This window comes from Bacillus sp. FSL K6-1284, from assembly GCF_038002625.1.
Taxonomy (GTDB): domain Bacteria; phylum Bacillota; class Bacilli; order Bacillales; family Bacillaceae; genus Bacillus; species Bacillus paralicheniformis.
In genome coordinates, this window is the sequence record NZ_JBBOCW010000001.1 from 2,558,348 (window position 1) to 2,576,035 (window position 17,688).

Annotated in this window: 22 protein-coding genes; 3 read left to right on the forward strand and 19 right to left on the reverse strand. The window is 47.1% G+C overall.

Annotated elements, in window-relative coordinates; all coding sequences use genetic code 11:
- The first annotated feature begins 359 nt into the window (after nt 1–359).
- A complete protein-coding gene (locus tag MHB72_RS13175; RefSeq protein WP_023857499.1) occupies nt 360–689 on the forward strand; it encodes a hypothetical protein in 330 nt (109 codons plus the stop codon).
- Nucleotides 690–733: 44 nt separating this feature from the next.
- Here the strand turns inward: MHB72_RS13175 and MHB72_RS13180 are convergent, their stop codons facing one another.
- The 19 genes from MHB72_RS13180 to MHB72_RS13270 form a co-directional block, all read right to left on the reverse strand.
- On the reverse strand, nt 734–2,206 hold the full coding sequence (locus tag MHB72_RS13180; RefSeq protein ID WP_340902926.1) for a spore germination protein: 1,473 nt from the start codon (nt 2,204–2,206) through the stop codon (nt 734–736).
- A complete protein-coding gene (locus tag MHB72_RS13185) occupies nt 2,166–2,768 on the reverse strand; it encodes a stage V sporulation protein AE (protein WP_043054370.1) in 603 nt (200 codons plus the stop codon). Before MHB72_RS13185 ends, MHB72_RS13180 begins: the two co-directional genes overlap by 41 nt.
- Before the next feature lie 6 nt (nt 2,769–2,774).
- On the reverse strand, nt 2,775–3,125 hold the full coding sequence (gene spoVAE, locus MHB72_RS13190; RefSeq protein WP_020452026.1) for a stage V sporulation protein AE: 351 nt from the start codon (nt 3,123–3,125) through the stop codon (nt 2,775–2,777).
- 1 nt (nt 3,126) lies between these two features.
- Entirely contained in the window at nt 3,127–4,146 is a 1,020-nt protein-coding gene (gene spoVAD / locus MHB72_RS13195; RefSeq protein WP_020452027.1) for a stage V sporulation protein AD, read from the reverse strand.
- A gap of 12 nt (nt 4,147–4,158) precedes the next feature.
- On the reverse strand, nt 4,159–4,608 hold the full coding sequence (gene spoVAC / locus MHB72_RS13200; protein ID WP_020452028.1) for a stage V sporulation protein AC: 450 nt from the start codon (nt 4,606–4,608) through the stop codon (nt 4,159–4,161).
- A gap of 13 nt (nt 4,609–4,621) precedes the next feature.
- Nucleotides 4,622–5,047 carry a stage V sporulation protein AB gene (locus MHB72_RS13205; protein WP_023857502.1) on the reverse strand — a complete coding sequence of 142 codons (426 nt, stop codon included), beginning with the start codon at nt 5,045–5,047 and terminating at the stop codon, nt 4,622–4,624.
- On the reverse strand, nt 5,037–5,657 hold the full coding sequence (locus tag MHB72_RS13210) for a stage V sporulation protein AA (RefSeq protein ID WP_020452030.1): 621 nt from the start codon (nt 5,655–5,657) through the stop codon (nt 5,037–5,039). The genes MHB72_RS13205 and MHB72_RS13210 overlap by 11 nt, the downstream gene beginning before the upstream one ends.
- A gap of 152 nt (nt 5,658–5,809) precedes the next feature.
- Nucleotides 5,810–6,577 (reverse strand): RNA polymerase sporulation sigma factor SigF, encoded by a 768-nt coding sequence (gene sigF / locus MHB72_RS13215; protein WP_020452031.1) that lies wholly within the window; start codon nt 6,575–6,577, stop codon nt 5,810–5,812.
- A 12-nt stretch (nt 6,578–6,589) separates the two neighbouring features.
- Nucleotides 6,590–7,030, reverse strand: coding sequence for an anti-sigma F factor (spoIIAB, locus tag MHB72_RS13220; RefSeq protein WP_020452032.1), 441 nt, complete (start codon nt 7,028–7,030; stop codon nt 6,590–6,592).
- A complete protein-coding gene (gene spoIIAA, locus MHB72_RS13225; protein WP_020452033.1) occupies nt 7,027–7,380 on the reverse strand; it encodes an anti-sigma F factor antagonist in 354 nt (117 codons plus the stop codon). The genes spoIIAB and spoIIAA overlap by 4 nt, the downstream gene beginning before the upstream one ends.
- A 93-nt stretch (nt 7,381–7,473) precedes the next feature.
- A complete protein-coding gene (locus tag MHB72_RS13230) occupies nt 7,474–8,646 on the reverse strand; it encodes a D-alanyl-D-alanine carboxypeptidase family protein (protein WP_020452034.1) in 1,173 nt (390 codons plus the stop codon).
- Between the two features lie 157 nt (nt 8,647–8,803).
- Nucleotides 8,804–9,610, reverse strand: coding sequence for a purine-nucleoside phosphorylase (locus MHB72_RS13235; RefSeq protein ID WP_031304985.1), 807 nt, complete (start codon nt 9,608–9,610; stop codon nt 8,804–8,806).
- A 20-nt stretch (nt 9,611–9,630) separates the two neighbouring features.
- Nucleotides 9,631–10,815, reverse strand: coding sequence for a phosphopentomutase (gene deoB / locus MHB72_RS13240; RefSeq protein WP_020452036.1), 1,185 nt, complete (start codon nt 10,813–10,815; stop codon nt 9,631–9,633).
- Nucleotides 10,816–11,008: 193 nt separating this feature from the next.
- On the reverse strand, nt 11,009–11,899 hold the full coding sequence (gene xerD, locus MHB72_RS13245) for a site-specific tyrosine recombinase XerD (RefSeq protein WP_023855928.1): 891 nt from the start codon (nt 11,897–11,899) through the stop codon (nt 11,009–11,011).
- A gap of 6 nt (nt 11,900–11,905) precedes the next feature.
- Nucleotides 11,906–12,130, reverse strand: a complete 225-nt coding sequence (locus MHB72_RS13250; protein WP_023855929.1) for a YqzK family protein — start codon at nt 12,128–12,130, stop codon at nt 11,906–11,908.
- A gap of 120 nt (nt 12,131–12,250) precedes the next feature.
- Nucleotides 12,251–12,700: a ferric iron uptake transcriptional regulator gene (gene fur / locus MHB72_RS13255; RefSeq protein ID WP_003183178.1), complete on the reverse strand. Its 450-nt coding sequence runs from the start codon at nt 12,698–12,700 to the stop codon at nt 12,251–12,253.
- Nucleotides 12,701–12,818: 118 nt separating this feature from the next.
- The gene (gene spoIIM / locus MHB72_RS13260) at nt 12,819–13,475 is read right to left on the reverse strand and encodes a stage II sporulation protein M (protein ID WP_026579353.1); all 657 of its coding nucleotides are present in this window, start codon (nt 13,473–13,475) and stop codon (nt 12,819–12,821) included.
- Nucleotides 13,476–13,587: 112 nt separating this feature from the next.
- Entirely contained in the window at nt 13,588–14,934 is a 1,347-nt protein-coding gene (locus tag MHB72_RS13265; protein WP_216920154.1) for a PTS sugar transporter subunit IIC, read from the reverse strand.
- A gap of 18 nt (nt 14,935–14,952) precedes the next feature.
- Nucleotides 14,953–15,252 carry a PTS sugar transporter subunit IIB gene (locus MHB72_RS13270; protein WP_003183185.1) on the reverse strand — a complete coding sequence of 100 codons (300 nt, stop codon included), beginning with the start codon at nt 15,250–15,252 and terminating at the stop codon, nt 14,953–14,955.
- 265 nt (nt 15,253–15,517) lie between these two features.
- Here MHB72_RS13270 and MHB72_RS13275 point away from each other — a divergent pair, with 265 nt between their 5' ends.
- Together MHB72_RS13275 and MHB72_RS13280 are read left to right on the forward strand one after the other, a co-directional pair.
- Nucleotides 15,518–16,993, forward strand: coding sequence for an NCS1 family nucleobase:cation symporter-1 (locus MHB72_RS13275; protein ID WP_216920152.1), 1,476 nt, complete (start codon nt 15,518–15,520; stop codon nt 16,991–16,993).
- Nucleotides 16,994–17,138: 145 nt separating this feature from the next.
- Nucleotides 17,139–17,681: a GNAT family N-acetyltransferase gene (locus MHB72_RS13280; RefSeq protein WP_216920145.1), complete on the forward strand. Its 543-nt coding sequence runs from the start codon at nt 17,139–17,141 to the stop codon at nt 17,679–17,681.
- Nucleotides 17,682–17,688 lie beyond the last annotated feature (7 nt).

Sequence of the window (17,688 nt, forward strand, 5' to 3'; positions counted from 1 at the left end):
TTCCCTCTTTCTCTATCTACAAAGGTGCAAGGGGCGGTCCGATTGCTGCCCGATGCATCTTCCGGCTTCATGATAGTGCGATTCTTATGTTGTATTATAACATTTCGTTTTAAAAACTAAACCACCATTTGTCCAAATTTTCTTGATTTACAAAGGGAATAATCCCTTAAAAAACCAATCCATTCTATTGATTATAGAATAACAGAAAACAGCACTTGATAGAAATAGGCATACATAACGTCCATTCAGTTAAAAAAAGAGCTGAAAAATCGAGATTATCGCCCATACAAATAGGCATTTACCTGAATATAATCTTAAAGATGAAACCTAAAAAAACGAAGTGGGAAAGAGGTTATCATATGTATCCAAACCGTTACCCCTACACCCCGGCTCCAGGCTATACACCGGAAGATGTATACGGCTCTTATCAGCCGGCTGTACATCATGAACAGCGAATTTACGAGCCTTATGAAGGGCAGATTATTACAGCTCCGGCGAATACGAGATTTTGGCGGAGAGGAACCGAGGTTTTCCTTCATTCGTCAACGTTTGACCCGTCCGGCCGCGAAATGCTGTATGTCGTCTATCCGATCAGAAGACAGAACAACATCTGCAGCCTCCGGGCAGTCGCGATCTCTGCGAACGAATACAGAGGCATCGGGACCCAAAGACCTGAATTCGATTACTGAAAAAGAGGCTTTTCCCCGGGGAAAAGCCTCTTGGAATACCGTCTTCACGGCTGTCTGGAGCGGTTTCGCGGATGAACGATGCTCGGCCTGACTTTTCCCCCGGGAACGGAAGTGCGCACGAGAACATGCCAAAACGCTTTTCCGTTGAACGGGAGGAGAGGCCATAAGTAAGGCGTCCGCAATGATCTGATCGAAGTCATCACTATAGTTAAGATCGTTAATCCGATGACAAATCCCTCCACTTTAAAAAGCGCCACCAATATCAGCATAAACAGCTTCACCATTTTATTCGCCAGACTCAGCTCGTAGCTTGGTGTCGTGTACCCTCCGATTGCCGAGAGGGAAACGTATAAAATGACTTCGGGAGAAAACAAGCCGACATTGATCGCGATATCGCCGATCAATACGGCAGCGATCAGGCCCATTGCAGTCGAAAGCGCCGTCGGCGTATGAATGGCGGCCATTCTTAAAAATTCGACGCCGAGATCCGCCAGGAAAATCTGCATGATAATCGGGATATGAGTGTCTTTGTTTAAACCGATAAACGATAAATGATCAGGCAAGAGCGACGGCTGAATGACAAACAATAGCCAAAGCGGCAGCAAAAAGGTGGAGGCCAAAATACCGAAAAACCGCACCCACCTTAAAAACGTCCCAACAGCCGGTGTCTGTCTGTATTCCTCAGCATGCTGTACATGGTGAAACAAAGTCGTCGGCGTAATGATGACGCTTGGCGACGTATCGACGATCACGATGACATGCCCCTCTAAAATATGGCTTGCGGCTACGTCTGCCCTTTCCGTAAACCTGACAAGCGGAAACGGATTGAAGCCTTGGCCGACAATGAATTCCTCTACCGATTTATCCGACATCGGCAGTCCGTCGATCTTCACATTTTCAATTTCTTTTTTTAATACTTCAACAAGATCGGGATCTGCAACATCTTCCAAATAGCAAAGGCAGATGTCTGTTTTGGAGCGTTCACCGATATGAAGCATTTTATAGCGCAGGCGTTCATCTCTGATCCGGCGTCTGATCAGGGCTGTGTTGACGATGATGTTCTCGACGAGCCCGTCTCTTGCACCGCGTACGACTTTTTCTGTATCAGGCTCTTCCGGCGTTCTGCCCGGATAGCTTCTGACATCAATGATAAATGCAAATCCCGCATCTTCGACGATGATGGCAACCAGTCCCGACAGCACTTGGTCCACCGCTTCATCAAGCGTTTCTGCTTTTGAAACCTGCTGGTTCAAAAGCCTGTTTTCGACAATGTCTTCGACCTCGCCCGACTCTTTTTCTTTATCATTGAGATGCACCAGTTCCCTTAACAGGTGAATGATGTATTGGGTGTCACACAACCCGTTGACATAATAAAGCTGAACTTCATGGCCGAGGATAAAGACCTTGCGTACGCCAAGGTCAAAGCTTTCTCCCATGCCGACCCGCTTCTTGAAATACGCTTCATTCTTAGAAGGATCAAGGAATACGTTCGTCTTCTCTTGCTTTTGAGCACTCATGATACCCGCTCCTTTCTAAAATGAGCTCGACCGCTTTCATTGTAATCGGCGATCCTTTTTCCACATCGTCTTTTCTGTTCATTTTACCGATATCACCGATTCCGACGATGATCGGAACATCCAGCTGATCAAGGCAATAGACCGTGTCACCGTTCATTCGTTTGACATCGAGCTCTTTGACCCCGTGTTTATCGACGCCGAATTCCGTCAGTTCACCTTCCGCATCGATTGATACATCGACCCTTGTCCACTCTGCATAATGAGTTTTTGAAGCGACGGCGATGACCCCGAGCACCTCGATATCGGCATGCATCGCTACATATTTCATCGCTGTCTCTCCCGGCCCTTCGCCTTGAAGTCCGGAATCATCAAACATGACGAATACAGGATCATGAGGGGTTTCTAGGATCATGGATACAAGCTCCGGTCCCGTTTTAATGCTTGGATTCCCCGCCGATTGGGAAATACAGCGGCCGCCCGTTTTTCTTGCCGCATATTCGATTGCTTTTGCAGCGTATATATCGCCGTCTGTGACCAAAATGACCTTGCGTTTTGCTGGCATTATCCTTTATCCTTTCGGTTTAAAAATCACGGCAACAAGAAAAGCAAACAAGATAGCGGCAGATACACCGGCAGATGTCAGTTCGAATATCCCCATGCCGATTCCGATAAAGCCATGTTCCTCAGCCTGGTGCATCGCGCCGTGCAAAAGAGAATGGCCGAAGCTGACAATCGGGACTGTAGCCCCGGCACCGGCAAATTCGATAAAACGGTCGTAAAGGCCGAAACCGTCAAGGATCGCTCCTGATACGACAAAAGTTGACATGACATGAGCCGGCGTCATTTTAAAGATATCAAGCAAAAGCTGGCCGATGACGCAAATCAATCCTCCTGCAATAAAAGCAATGACATATTCCATCTTAAGCGTTCCCCCCTTCGGCCCGTTCAAATACGACGCCATGGGCAATGCATGGTATCGATTCTTTTTGCTGGACGATCGTCGGGCTTAAAAGGGCGCCTGTCGCTACAACAAGCACTCTGTTCAGCCTTCCCGCTTCAATTTCTTTAAAAATGTGGCCAAAGGTGACGACAGCGGAACAAGCACATCCGCTTCCGCCTGCAAAAACCTGCTGGTCAGGCGTATAGATCATCAGTCCGCAGTCATTATGTTTTGTCCCGACATTGATTCCTTCCTCTTTTAACAAATCCTTCAAAATCGGGCTGCCGACACCTGAAAGGTCGCCGGTTAAAATTAAATCGTAATCATCAGGGGTGCGTCCCAGATCCTCTAAATGCTGCTTGATCGTATCCGCCGCAGCGGGGGCCATCGCCGACCCCATATCCTGCGAATCGGTAATCCCCAAGTCGATAACTCTTCCGACGGTTGCACTGCTGATTTTGATGCCGCCGGGCTGCTGACTGAGGACGACTGCTCCGCTTCCGGTCACTGTGGATGTAGCGGTTCCCGGCTTTTGGCCGCCGTATTCCGTCGGGTAGCGAAACTGCCTTTCAGCAGTAGCATTATGACTGCTGGTTGCCGCTAGGGCACGCTTTGCGAAACCTCCGTCAATCAATGCCGAACTGATCGCGATCGATTCCATTGATGTCGAGCATGCTCCAAATAAGCAAAGAAAAGGAATTTTCAAATGCCTCGCCACATAGTTGGCTGTCACGTTTTGGTTGAGCAGATCGCCTGCCAAAAAGATATCGATGTCTTCCTTTTTAAGATTTTGTTTTGATAACGCAGTCTGAACCGCATCCTCCATCAGCTTGCGCTCTGCCATCTCCCAGTTTTTCTGGTTGCAGTGCATTTCATCATAGGTTTTGTCAAATAAGTGTCCAAGCGGACCTTCTTTTTCTTTAGGTCCAACCGCTGTTCCGCTCGAGTTAACAAACAGCGGGTTCTCGAACTCCCATGTTTGTTTTCCAGTTAATTTCATGATGTTTTCCTCCTAAAACAACTTGTCAAAGGCAAAGCGGATCATTCCCACAATATAAGCGGCCACAACGCCGAACACGATGACGTTTCCGGCAAGCTTGAACATGTTTGTCCCCACGCCGAGAACATAGCCTTCGCTTTTATGCTCAAGGGCTGCACTCGTCATACTGTTGGCGAACCCTGTAACCGGAACGGCGGAACCAGCACCGGCAAACTGGCCGATTCTGTCGTAGACGCCAAGGCCTGTTAACAGAGCGGAGATTAAGATGAGCGTAGCAACCGTCGGGTTTCCAGCTGTTTTTTCATCAAAGTGGAATACGGCCATATAAAAATTCTGGAGAGCCTGGCCGATCGTACAGATCAGACCGCCGACAAGAAAAGCCTTGATACAGTTCAGGACATAAGGCGGCGTAGGCTGATAAGCTTTGACTTTCGATTGGTAATTATCTTTCAAACTTGACATCATATTCCTCCTTTTATGACAAATGAACAAAAATGAGCCATTGAAACATCGAGCCAAGGATCTTCCCGAACACAATGGCCATTAAAAGAATCAAAATCCTGTCCCCCATACCGATGCGTTTCGCCAGTATCGGAAGCACGTTCAACACTTCTGTCAGCGCCGCTGCAAGCATTCCGATGAAAACGCCCGCCAAAAGGCCGATCGGAACAAGCAGCCATTTGGATAAAAAAAAGCGGGACATGTTCAGCGATTCCCATCCTCCGAACACCGCGCCCAGAATGACAGCCCATTCATACGCCTGGATAAACCCTTGCGTTTTCGTCAGCTGAGTCAGTCTCGGTATAATGCCAAGCACGGTAAGAAAAGCGACAAATCCAGATCCAACCGCAATCCCTCCTGCGAGTCCGAGAAAGATGATAAAGATCACGCTAATGATCATGAATATCCTTTGTCGTTTCTTTGTTTTCGTGCAATGCCACATAATGGTCCAAATCAAGCTGATATTTAAACATCTCGACCTCCAGAGGGCTCGGCTCCTCGTTAAACCGTTTTTTAAATAAATGATTAAAAAACAAAATCATGCCGAGACCGAGACCGATGCTGTACGGAATCTGCAAAAGGTATGGATAGCGGTTCTCCTTGCCCGTCACCATTTCGTAAAGCAAGATGTGTACGTCCCTCATGCTGACATCTTCATGAAAGTTCATGACAGCAAGGCCGGCACCGACGAACAGGAGCAGCCAGACGCCGACGAACAGTACGGGAGACAGCCCCCTTTTCGGATATTGGATCTCCACGATTGTTTCGGAACCGCCGACGGTTTGGACGTCAAGGTCAGGAAACGATTTATGTACAGCTTCGATCACCTTCATCACGTCCAACACCACCATGCTTTGATCCGCTTTGCTGACCTGATAAATAGGCAGCCGTTCAAGCTTTTCTTTGTATCGGCGGTCGCCCGCTACCTGTGCGATATGGCCGAGCAGAATCAATTCATCGGGATCGGCCTCAAGCCGGTGGCGGAGTCTGATAAAAACTTGACGTTCCATCTGGGTCACTTCCTATATGATGGTTATAGTTGTAGTATGAAGTACATCCCATTTATCATTCAGCAAGCGGCAAAAGACCATAAATTACCACAAAAAAACCGGAACGCTCTTTTTTGGAGCGTTCCGGTTTTTCATTAGACATCCGAGCAGCCTCAGCTTTCAAATTGATCCATCTGGTTTTTGATTTGCTTTAAAATCTTTTTTTCAAGCCTCGACACTTGCACCTGGGATATGCCGAGGCGGTCGGCAACTTCAGATTGCGTCTTGTCTTTGTAATACCTTAAATAAACAATCAGCTTTTCCCGTTCATCCAAATCCTTGATGGCTTCCTTCAAAGCGATTTTATCGAACCACTTCTCTTCCGACTGATCGGCGATTTGATCCAGAAGTGTAATCGGGTCTCCGTCGTTTTCGTAAACCGTTTCATGAATGGATGAGGGAGAGCGGACCGCTTCCTGGGCCATCACGACTTCTTCCGAACTGATTTCGAGATAATCGGCGATTTCCTGAACGGTCGGAATCCGGCCGTTTGACTTGGAAAGCTCGTCTTTTGCCCGCCGGATTTTGTTGCCGAGTTCTTTCAGCGAGCGGCTCACTTTGACGGTTCCGTCATCTCTGATAAACCGCTGAATCTCGCCGATAATCATCGGGACGGCGTAGGTGGAAAACCGAACGTCATAGGAAAGATCGAATTTGTCCACCGACTTCAAGAGGCCGATGCAGCCGATTTGAAAGAGGTCATCAGGCTCATAGCCTCTGTTCAAAAAACGCTGAACGACAGACCAAACAAGACGCATGTTTTTTTCTATGAGGAGGTCCCTTGCTTTTTGATCGCCGTTCTGGCTGTTTTTAATCAGTTCTTTCACTTCATGGTCTTTAAGCTGAGTGTTCTGGTTTTCTTTTTTAACCTCCACATCCATAACAAATCTCCCTTAATTGCAAAGCGCTTTGCTTTTTGATAAGTGCTTTGTTAAGTGTATTGTGGTTCCCATCTCAGGTGAGGAGTCGATCGAGATATCATCCATGAAATTTTCCATGATCGTAAAGCCCATTCCCGACCGCTCGAGTTCAGGCTTTGTCGTGAACAGGGGCTGGCGCGCTTCCTCAAGATCAGGGATGCCGACTCCTTCGTCACGAATCGTTAAGTAGACGATATGATCATGAAGGGTGACGGAAATGTATACGTCTCCCTGCCCTGAGTTTTCATAACCGTGTATGATCGCGTTTGTGACCGCTTCGGATACGACCGTTTTAATTTCGGTCAGTTCATCCATCGTCGGGTCGAGCTGAGCGATAAAAGCAGCGACTGTCACCCGTGCAAACGATTCGTTTTGGCTGAGTGCCGTGAACTGGATATTCATTTCATTTTTCATGACGCCACCCCCAACGTTTCAAGTGCACGCTGCTCTGATTGCTCAAGGCGAATGATTTTAAACAGCCCGGACATATCAAATAAACGTTTGACAGCAGGAGAAATGGCGCAGACGATCATTTCTCCGCCGAGCTGTTTAATCTCCTTATATCTGCCGAGCACGACGCCAAGTCCTGAACTGTCCATAAACGAAAGGTCTGCAAGATTCATGACAATATGGCGAATGCCGGATTGTTCCAGATGGTCACTGACTTGTTTTCTCAAGGTTTCTGCTGTATGGTGATCGAGTTCACCTGTCAACCGAATGCATAGTACGGATTCTTTGACGTGAATATCGATTCCGAGGCTCATCCTCATTCCTCCTTGGTTTAAATCGGATAATGAGTGTTTCGCTTCAGACTTTATAAATTCCTTCACCGTGACAAAACTAGTGACCGTTCGGCATTATTCACTCCACTTCGTCCAGTGGGTCATCGTCCGCTTGAACATCGTCCACATCCCTGCTTTATCCATGTCTTTTTCCGCGACAAGAGGGCTTTCAGCGAGAACCTTTCCGTCCTTTTTCAATACGAGCGTCCCAAGCTCTGTGCCTTTTTTGACAGGGGCCTGGATATCTTCCTTCTGTTTGATTTCTTTTTTAACAGCTTCGATATTTTCGCCTTTTTTCGTCAAAAGGGAAATCGGTTCCGATGTGACAAGGTTTATTTTTTGCTCATGGCCTTTATTGACCTTCAAATCGGAAATGATTTCATTGCGTTTATACATCGGATGCGTTTCATATTGGCTGAATGCAAAATCAAGCATTTTTGTGATTTGGGCATTTCGTTCTTTTGGCGTACTGGCACCAAAAACGACAGCGATGACGCGCATGTTTCCTTTTTTCGCTGAAGCTGTCAGGCAGTACTTTGCTTCATTTGTAAAGCCGGTCTTGACTCCGTCAACGCCGGGATAAAATTTGATGAGGCGGTTTGTGTTGACGAGCCAGAATTTTTTATCACTGTTTTCTCTCAGATAGTCTTCATATGTTCCCGTAAATTTCGTGATGTTTTCATATTTTAAAAGCTCTTTCGCCATGAGTGCCATGTCATAGGCTGTGCTGTAATGGCCTTCTTCAGGCAGACCTGTCGTATTTTGAAAAGATGTATCCTTGAGGCCGAGCTCAGCGGCTTTTTCATTCATTCTTTTGACAAATTCCTCTTCAGATCCGGCAATATGCTCTGCCATTGCCACAGAGGCATCATTACCCGATCCGATGGCGATCCCTTTCAGCATATCTTCAACCGTCATTTCTTCGCCGGGCTCAAGGAAAATTTGCGATCCCCCCATTGAAGCGGCATACTCGCTTGTTCTGACTTTGTCTTTCATTTTGATCTTGCCTTCATCAAGAGCTTCCATGATCAACAGCATGGTCATCACTTTTGTCATGCTGGCCGGGGGAAGCTTTTCACGGCTGTTCTTGTCATACATCACCTTACCGGTATCCCGCTCGATTAAAACGGCAGATTTTGCGTCATCAGCAAGCTCCGACGGTTTCTTTTCGCTCTCTTTTGCAAACGCCGGCGGCGCAGTCATCAGGATAATCGTAAAAATCAGCAATTTGGATAAATGACGTTTCATCACCCAGACCTCCATTTCGTAATCCTCTCTATTTTTTCCAATCCAGTTGGATTTATACGGATTGATTGGAAAAAATTTCTCATCAGGCAAAAAGAAAGAGCCAATGCAGGTTCTTATTTGAACTTGCATTGGCTCACATTTCAACTTCGCGGCGGTTTTAGCCGATTTTGGCGACGGCCGCTTTAACAAACCGCAAAAAGTCGGCTTTTACTTTTTCGGTGACTTCGATCACTTCGTCATGGGAGAGCGGCTGATCGAGGATTCCGGCTGCCGCGTTTGATATACACGAAATGCCGAGCACGCGAAGGCCCGCATGTTTTGCCACGATGACTTCCGGAACCGTCGACATGCCGACAGCATCCGATCCGATCGTTCTGAGGAAGCGCACTTCGGCAGGCGTTTCGTATGTAGGTCCTGTGACGGCTGTGTAAACCCCTTCTTGTACACTGATGTTCAATTCTTCGGCTGTTTTTTTCGCCAAGAGGCGCAGTTCCTTATCATATGCGGATGACATGTCAGGGAATCTGACACCCAGCGAGGAATCGTTCGGCCCGATCAGCGGATTCGTTCCCATATAATTGATATGATCGGATATGATCATCAAATCGCCGGGACGGAACGATTCATTGACGCCGCCTGCGGCATTGGTCACAATTAAAGTCTCGATCCCGAGTTCTTTCATGACACGTACCGGGAAGGTTACCTTGTCCATTGAATATCCTTCGTAAAAATGAAAACGCCCTTGCATCGCGACGACTTGCACATTTTCAAGTCTGCCGATGACAAGCTGTCCGGCATGCCCTTCAACAGTGGAAACAGGAAAATCCGGGATGTCTTCATATTTAATGCGAACGGCGTCTTTTATCTCATCAGCAAGCACGCCAAGGCCCGATCCCAAAATCAGGCCGACCGCCGGTTTGATTTCTGTTTTGCTTTTAATATAGTCTGCGGCATTTGCAATCATCTGTTTCACGTCGTTTCCTCCTATTTCAGCAGGGATAAAAAGCTTTTTCCGTACTTTGGCATATTCGTTTTAAAGTTGTCGGCAATCGTCGCGCCGATGTCCGCGAATGTATCTGCGAGCGGAAGCGCACCGGGCTTTTCGTGCTTTTTGCTGTATACAAGAAGCGGCACGTACTCCCTTGTATGGTCTGTGCCATGGTGAACCGGATCATTGCCGTGGTCGGCGGTAATGATGAGCAGATCGTCTTCACGCATCTTTTCAAATACTTCAGGAAGGCGCGCGTCGAATTCCTCGAGCGCTTTTCCGTATCCTTCAGGATCGCGGCGATGCCCGAACAGCGCGTCAAAGTCCACGAGGTTTACAAAGCTGATCCCTGTAAAATCTTTGTCAAGCGTTTGCACCAGCTTGTCCATCCCGTCCATATTTGATTTCGTTCTAAGCGATTCCGTAATGCCCTCGCCGTCGTAGATATCGGAGATTTTGCCGATCGCAATCACATCATAGCTGTCATCTTTCAATTCATTCATTACGGTTCTGTCAAACGGCTTCAGCGCATAATCATGCCGGTTCGGCGTCCGTTTAAATTCGCCCGGCTTGCCGACAAACGGCCTCGCAATGACGCGTCCGACCATATATTTCTCGTCAAGCGTAAGCTCGCGCGCGATCTCGCAGATTTTGTACAATTCCTCGAGAGGCACGACTTCTTCGTGTGCGGCAATCTGCAGAACGGAGTCCGCTGAGGTGTAGACGATCAGCGCGCCGGTTTCCATATGCTCCGCACCGAGCTCATCCAAAATCGCAGTGCCTGATGCAGGTTTGTTTCCAATCACTTTTCTTCCGGACTTCTGTTCAAGTTCATGGATCAATTCGTCCGGAAAACCTTCGGGAAACACCTGGAAAGGTTTGTCTATGTAAAGTCCCATTATCTCCCAATGACCAGTCATCGTATCTTTTCCGTTTGAGGCTTCTTTCATTTTGCCGTAATAGGCAAGCGGCTCTTCTGCCTTTTCGACACCTTTGATTTCTCGGATATTGCTGAGTCCGAGCTTCGACATGTTCGGCAGGCGGATGCCTCCCATGTGTTCGGCAATATGGCCCAATGTATCTGCGCCTTTGTCATTAAATTGATCGGCATCAGGCGCCTCGCCGATTCCAACGGAATCCATCACAATTAAAAATACGCGGTTGTAATCAAATGCAGGCATTTGTCGGCCTCCTTTTTTTCTTTCTGTCAGCTGTAGGCTGTCACGCTTGGCATAAAAAAACCAAAATACCGCTATTAGCCAAGTATAAACCGTTTACACAACAGTTGACAATACGAACGGGAATAGTGAGAAACTTCCCGCAATTTGCTGCACACTCAACATGAAAAACCGTGCTTTCGCCTGTTCTTTTAGGCTATGCACGGGGATGGTATTGCTTATATACGTCTTTCAGCCTTGTTTTCGTCACATGTGTATAAATTTGCGTCGTCGAAATGTCGGCGTGTCCGAGCATTTCCTGAACGGCCCGGAGATCGGCTCCGTTTTCGAGCAGGTGTGTGGCGAATGAGTGCCTCAGTGTGTGCGGCGTCAGCTCTTTATTAATTCCCGCTTCCAAGGCGATTTTCTTTAAATTTTTCCAAAACCCCTGCCGGCTCATCTGTCTGCCGTGGTGATTCAGAAACAGGGCGTCTTCGGAATTTTTTTTCAAAAGCTTTCCCCTCGCTTTTGACAGATATTCGCCGACCGCATGTGACGCCGCTTCGCCGAGCGGAACGATCCGCTCCTTTCTTCCTTTCCCGAAGCAGCGGATAAAGCCCATCGATAAATGGACATCGGACAGCTTTAATGCGATCATCTCGCTGACGCGGATTCCTGTCGCATACAGTAATTCCAGCATCGCTTTATCGCGGTAGCCGAACGGCCCCGTCAGCTTCGGCGTATCCAGAAGCGTTTCGACTTCCTGTAATGACAGCACCTTCGGGAGCGTCCGTTCCGTTTTTTGTGACTCAATATGGACGGACGGGTCCTGGGCTGTTACTTTTTCCCTCAGCAGAAACTGGTGAAAGCTGCGGATGGAAGCGAGATGCCTCGCAATCGTCTTACCGGATTTTCCGGCGTCTTTTAAATGCTTTAAAAACTGGATGATGGTAAGCCTTGTCACCTGGTCAAAAGAGCTCAGCTGCTCCTGTTCCTCTAAATAGGCGGCGTAGCTGTTCAAATCCCGTTCATAGCTCACAACCGTGTTGTGGGAAAGCCCCCGTTCAACAACGGCGTAGTGGATAAAGTCTTTAATATGAACTTTCACGCTATCCTACTCCCCGTTCAAATAAAAAAAGATTAACCGGTTAAACCAGCTGCCCTGCTCGTCCCCTTCCATCGAGGCGACCTTGAGGGCTGCTCCTTCAGGTTTATCATACCGATGATAGTTTTCATACTCTGAATTTATCCATATCATAGCATAATAAAACAAGACGGTAAAACCGGTAAACAGCACGAACACCTTGATCATATCGGCAGCCGTTTTCAGCATTTTCATACGGTTTCAGGTCCCTTCTTTTGATTCGATTACTAAAACTTATGCCAAATGAGACAAGTTTTATACGTCTGAATCAAAAAAGAACCCGCTCATGGCTGAAAGGGTTCTCTCCGGTTTAGACTATTCCGATTCCTTTTGCTGACAGTCATGACAGATGCCGTGGAACGTCAGCCTGTGGTCTTTTATTTTAAATTTCCAATCCTTTTCAATGATTTCTTCCACGTCTTCAAGCAAATCTTCTTCAATTTCAACAACCGAACCGCATTCCATGCAAACAAGGTGGTGATGGAAATGTGCGGCACCTTCTTTACGGAGGTCATATCTTGACACACCGTCGCCAAAATTGATTTTATCCACTACTTTTAATTCAGTTAACAATTCAAGAGTCCGATATACTGTCGCAAGACCAATCTCAGGAGATTTCTCTTTTACGAGGAGGTATACATCTTCTGCGCTTAAATGGTCTTCCTCATTCTCAAGCAGCACCCTTACAGTAGCCTCGCGCTGAGGGGTGAGTTTATAGCTGGAAGAATGCAGTTGCTTTTTAATCCGATCAATACGTGTTTCCATTGACTTTCCCTCCTACGCCGCATTACCTAGCTTATTATAACAAAACAAGCGCAGGGAGCCAACTATAATCATTATAAATTGAGAAACAAAATGAATATTTTTTAATAATCATTATAAATTAATGCTGTTTCGGCAAGACGTACTCCGTCAGCTTTTCCATCAACACCGGTGAAAGATATGCTTCAAAGGAAGAGGATATAAGAGACATCGCGAGAATCAGGACGAGCACAAAAGCGTACCGGCCAAACCAATGGACAGGCGCTTCTGCAAGGCTGCGTTTGACAAAAAGCTGGCGGATGAGCCTCATCGAAAAGGCGATGGCGCAAGTCCCCATGATCAAGTAAGCTGGGATCAGCAGCATATTTTGCGGGAGCACGGAGACAAAAGACAGGAAAAAGCCGTTGATTCCCATTTGATTGACGAGAAAGCCGACTGTAAATCCGACGACGATCCCTTTTAAGAAGACCATGATAAAAATGACGGGCAAGCCGATGATGGAAATCCCGAGAATCCACATTAAGCCTAAATATTTCATATTATGAAGAAAGCTCTGCAAAAACATTTCCTTTGAGCTGGCTGCTTTTCCTTCGGAAAGCTGTCCAAAAAATCGATTCAAATAGTAGAACAAATCTTCTTTTTGACCGATCGTCATGCTGTTGACGATGACCGCGCCGAAAATCACACCCATTAAAAACAGTACTGAAACAAATAAATAGATTGACAGATGATCCTTCATATGTTGAAAGATGAGCTCTTTGATTGTGGGCTTCCGCATGTATCTTCCTCCCAGACGTGCTTTTGATTTTAATAGATTGTATGAGAGAAAAGAGAGCCGCATGACTTTTTTTGAAAAAAGACAGGCGCCCGTAAAAGGCGCCCTGATCACGTTATGATTCCTCCCTGTTTTCCGAAGAATGCTCCCTGTCCGTATTCACAGTCTTGTTGGCAGCCATTACAAACGGCAGATAAATCACTGTTGAAATGGCGAGGCAAAGAAAGCCGACCCCGAGCGCAAGCCAGTTTCCTCCTGTCCCGAGAAACGGAATCAACGGCCCGGGCGTTGTCCACGGAACAGCGTATGCGATCGGCGGAATCAGCTGAAACTTGATGAACAAGTAGCCGATGACAGTGTTGACTGCCGGAACGATGATAAAGGGAATCATGAAGATTGGATTGAGCACGACCGGAAGTCCGAAAATAACAGGTTCATTAATGTTAAATATCCCCGGCCCGATCGAAAGCTTACCGATATCTTTATAATCCCGGCGCTTTGAAGCGATGAATATTGCGATCAAAAGCCCCAGCGTCATGCCCGATCCCCCGTAGTTTGCAAAGGCGTCATTCAGCGCCCATGTTTCAGGAAACGGAGCGTTCCAGGCAGAGCCTGTTTTGGCGGCAAAAGCGAGATTTTCAAGGTTTGCTTCGGCAAAGATCGTTTCTCTGATCGCCGCGATTGTATTCGGGCCGTGAATGCCGAACAGCCATAAAAAGTTGGCGACGATTCCAAGGAAAACAACAGTGAAAATATTCGTTCCCATCTCTCTCAACGGCGTCTGCAGCACGGTATACACCAATTCATGCAAACCGTTTTTCGACAGAGACAATAGCGCAAAGCTTAACATCGCAAAACCAATTGTAATGAAGATGATCGGAAACAGCACTTTAAATGTCCGGGCAACCGCAGGCGGCACCTGCGGAGGCATATGAATTTGCAGGCGCTTGGCATTTGAAAGCCTGCTGAACACTTCACCGACGAGGATCCCGATGATTAAGGCAACGAACAGCCCTTGCGCACCGAGCCACTTCGTCGTTAAAAAGCTCTCGTTTTCGATCAGGCGGTACGGTGAATAAATGATAAAATAACAGGATACGGCCGTTAATCCGGCAAGCAGTTCATCCGCTTTCATTGAGATGGCTAAATTGCGTGCGACGAGAAACACAACAAATATGGACATAATATCGAGCGATCCCCGCAGTACGGGGGTAAAGACCGACTGATAATCAGCCAAGTTCGGAAATATCTTTTCAAGGAACAAAATTTTGGCGATAAACCCGTCCGGAGATAAAATAGCGAAATTCAATAAAATGATAATCGACCCTGCCATAATAATCGGAAATGATAGAATAAAAGCATCTCTGATCGCACATATATGGCGCTGTGAGTTCAGTTTTGCAGCAACGGGAACCAAAAACCGTTCCACGTTCCGCTCAAACTTCTCCATAAACCCGCTCATCCCTGTCTCCCCTCCTTTTTATTTCATCAGCTGCAGCGCTTTTTGCAACACAGCTTCGCCGTTCATGGTGCCGTAGTCGCGCATGTCGATCACCTGAACCGGCGTGTCTCCCGCGCTCGCCTCAACCTGTGACTTTTGGTACCTGACTTGCGGCCCCAGCAGTACGACGTCCGCGCTTGACGCGGCAGTCCCGGCTTCGGATACAGGCAGTGCGATGATGTCGACCTCTTCGTTCAGCGCCTCGGCATGCTTTTTCATTCTGCTGACAAGCAGGCTCGTTGACATGCCGGCCGCGCAAACCAATAAAATTTTCTTCATTATTTGTTAACCCCCTTCAGTTTCACCTTTTTCCCCGCCGATCAGAAAACGCTTTCATTACAATGCGGAGTAATATTTCAACCTGGTCTTTTATCCTATGACCGAGATAGACAACTGTTTCATAAAAATCAATATTTTTATAACGGTTTTAAACGGCTCGTTTAGTCAACCTCAACAAACGCCTTGAAACATTTGTTTAGTTTATCTAATGAATTTTTCAGAATAATAAGTTATATTTTTCCTTAAAAATAAGCGGAGGGATTATATGAAATCTGTCCAATATGAAAAAGTTCAATCAGACCGTACACTCTCAAACAGCGACCTGCAGCCTCTAAAGCCTGAGGAACGCACATGGAAAGCGGTCAATTTCGCATCGATCTGGATGGGCTGCATCCATAACATCCCGACTTACGCAACGGTTGGCGGACTGATAGCGATCGGGCTTTCTCCGTGGCAGGTGCTTGGGATTATCGCTGTCGCTTCGGTCGTGCTCTATGCAGCCCTCGCATTGAATGGACATGCCGGCACAAAATACGGCGTGCCTTTTCCCGTGTTAATCAGGGCTTCTTTCGGGATATACGGGGCTAATATTCCGGCGCTTCTCAGAGGTTTTGTGGCGATTATGTGGTTCGGCATTCAAGCGTTTGCGGGAAGCATGGCGCTTAACATCCTGATCTTAAATGTGTGGAGCGGCTGGAAAGACATCGGCGGCGATTGGAACTTGTTTGGATTGCATTTATCAGGGCTTTTGTCATTTGCTTTCTTTTGGGGAATTCATCTGCTTGTCCTTCACCACGGAATGGAGTCGATCAGAAAGTTTGAAGTCTGGGCCGGCCCGCTCGTTTATCTCGTCTTTGGCGGAATGGTGTGGTGGGCAGTCGATATTGCGGGAGGACTCGGTCCGATTTATTCGCAGCCGGGAAAATTTCAGACATTCGGCGAATTGATTTGGCCGTTTCTTGCCGGTGTGACGGGAATTATCGGCATATGGGCGACACTCATTTTGAACATTCCCGATTTTACGAGGTTTGCAGCCTCTCAAAAAGAACAAATCAGAGGGCAGTTTTACGGTTTGCCGGGCACATTCGTTCTGTTTGCATTTGCAAGCATTACCGTCACCTCCGGCTCACAGGCTGCCTTCGGGGAGCCGATTTGGGATGTTGTCGATATTCTCGCCCATTTTGACAACCCGTATGTGATCGCGCTTTCGGTCATTACGCTTTGCATCGCCGCCATTTCGGTAAACGTTGCAGCGAATATTGTCTCGCCGGCCTATGACCTGGCCAATTTTTTGCCGAAATATATCGATTTTAAGCGAGGCAGCTATTTGACAGCTGTTTTGGCCCTGTTCACTTTCCCATGGAAGCTGATGGAGAATGAAGCGAGCGTGTTTTCGTTTCTCGGCACAATCGGCGGAATATTGGGGCCGGTCGCAGGCGTTATGCTTGCCGATTATTTTATCATCCGGAAGCGCACGCTTCACATCGAAGATCTCTACTCTCTAACCGGGAGGTATACGTACTATAAAGGCTACAATTACCGCGCATTTGCCGCAGTTGGACTTGGAGCGTTTATGTCTTTGATCGGGACATACTTGCCGGCCCTGAAACCCCTCTATGATATTTCATGGTTTTCAGGCGTGTTGCTCGCATTTGCCGCATACATCTTTTTGATGCGCATCCATCCACCCGGCGTCCTTAGAGTTAAAACCGCTGACTACGCTGCCGAAAGCAATGTATAAGCACGGGCTCAAGGTAACGGCCGAACCGGCTCAAGGACCGCGAAACGCCATTTGCGATCCATTTTTGTTATATTCAGTCATTTTAAACAAATTCGAGCTAAGGAATGTGATAGACTAATGGATATAAAAATGATTGGAGTATCTCATGAACAAACGCTTTGATGGTAAAGGGCTGAGCTACATCGTCAGGCCAGCTGTCCAACAAGATGCAAAGGAATTGTCTGCTGTAAGGGTACAGATCGATGGAGAAACCGAATATTTGGACAGGGAAAAGGGCGAAGGTTTTATTGATGAAGCGGGTTTTAGAGAGCTGATCAAAAGAGACAGCGAACATGACCGATGCTTGTTTTTAGTGGCGGTCGCTCGAAACAGGATCGTCGGCTTTTCAAGATGTGCCGGACAGGATTTAAAACGCTTCTCTCATCAAATCGAGTTTGGCGTATGCGTATTGAAAGAATTTTGGGGATACGGCATTGGAAAACGCCTTTTAAACGAATCGATTGTTTGGGCTGATGCCGCAGGCATTCAAAAAATGACCCTGCGCGTGTCGGAAACAAATGAGAGGGCTTCTGCCCTGTATCAAAAGCATGGCTTTAAAATAGAAGGGATTTTAAAAAAAGACAAGCGGCTTTCTGACGGAACATATAACAACACGATTGTGATGGGAAGATGGCACAATCGAAAATAGAAAGAAT

Bases quoted from the DNA above. Each gene is read 5' to 3' on its own strand.
- MHB72_RS13280 (WP_216920145.1), top strand. From the start codon at position 17,139: ATGAACAAACGCTTTGATGGTAAAGGGCTGAGCTACATCGTCAGGCCA.
- MHB72_RS13275 (WP_216920152.1), top strand. From the start codon at position 15,518: ATGAAATCTGTCCAATATGAAAAAGTTCAATCAGACCGTACACTCTCA.
- spoVAE (WP_020452026.1), bottom strand. From the start codon at position 3,125: ATGGAATATGTCATTGCTTTTATTGCAGGAGGATTGATTTGCGTCATC.
- deoB (WP_020452036.1), bottom strand. From the start codon at position 10,815: ATGCCTGCATTTGATTACAACCGCGTATTTTTAATTGTGATGGATTCC.
- spoIIAB (WP_020452032.1), bottom strand. From the start codon at position 7,030: ATGAAAAATGAAATGAATATCCAGTTCACGGCACTCAGCCAAAACGAA.
- MHB72_RS13270 (WP_003183185.1), bottom strand. From the start codon at position 15,252: ATGAAGAAAATTTTATTGGTTTGCGCGGCCGGCATGTCAACGAGCCTG.
- fur (WP_003183178.1), bottom strand. From the start codon at position 12,700: ATGGAAACACGTATTGATCGGATTAAAAAGCAACTGCATTCTTCCAGC.
- spoVAD (WP_020452027.1), bottom strand. From the start codon at position 4,146: ATGAAATTAACTGGAAAACAAACATGGGAGTTCGAGAACCCGCTGTTT.
- MHB72_RS13230 (WP_020452034.1), bottom strand. From the start codon at position 8,646: ATGAAACGTCATTTATCCAAATTGCTGATTTTTACGATTATCCTGATG.
- sigF (WP_020452031.1), bottom strand. From the start codon at position 6,577: ATGGATGTGGAGGTTAAAAAAGAAAACCAGAACACTCAGCTTAAAGAC.
- MHB72_RS13265 (WP_216920154.1), bottom strand. From the start codon at position 14,934: ATGAGCGGGTTTATGGAGAAGTTTGAGCGGAACGTGGAACGGTTTTTG.
- MHB72_RS13235 (WP_031304985.1), bottom strand. From the start codon at position 9,610: ATGATTGCAAATGCCGCAGACTATATTAAAAGCAAAACAGAAATCAAA.
- MHB72_RS13250 (WP_023855929.1), bottom strand. From the start codon at position 12,130: ATGAAAATGCTGAAAACGGCTGCCGATATGATCAAGGTGTTCGTGCTG.
- spoIIM (WP_026579353.1), bottom strand. From the start codon at position 13,475: ATGCGGAAGCCCACAATCAAAGAGCTCATCTTTCAACATATGAAGGAT.
- MHB72_RS13205 (WP_023857502.1), bottom strand. From the start codon at position 5,047: ATGATCATTAGCGTGATCTTTATCATCTTTCTCGGACTCGCAGGAGGG.
- MHB72_RS13210 (WP_020452030.1), bottom strand. From the start codon at position 5,657: ATGGAACGTCAAGTTTTTATCAGACTCCGCCACCGGCTTGAGGCCGAT.
- spoIIAA (WP_020452033.1), bottom strand. From the start codon at position 7,380: ATGAGCCTCGGAATCGATATTCACGTCAAAGAATCCGTACTATGCATT.
- MHB72_RS13185 (WP_043054370.1), bottom strand. From the start codon at position 2,768: ATGCCAGCAAAACGCAAGGTCATTTTGGTCACAGACGGCGATATATAC.
- MHB72_RS13175 (WP_023857499.1), top strand. From the start codon at position 360: ATGTATCCAAACCGTTACCCCTACACCCCGGCTCCAGGCTATACACCG.
- MHB72_RS13180 (WP_340902926.1), bottom strand. From the start codon at position 2,206: ATGAGTGCTCAAAAGCAAGAGAAGACGAACGTATTCCTTGATCCTTCT.
- spoVAC (WP_020452028.1), bottom strand. From the start codon at position 4,608: ATGTCAAGTTTGAAAGATAATTACCAATCGAAAGTCAAAGCTTATCAG.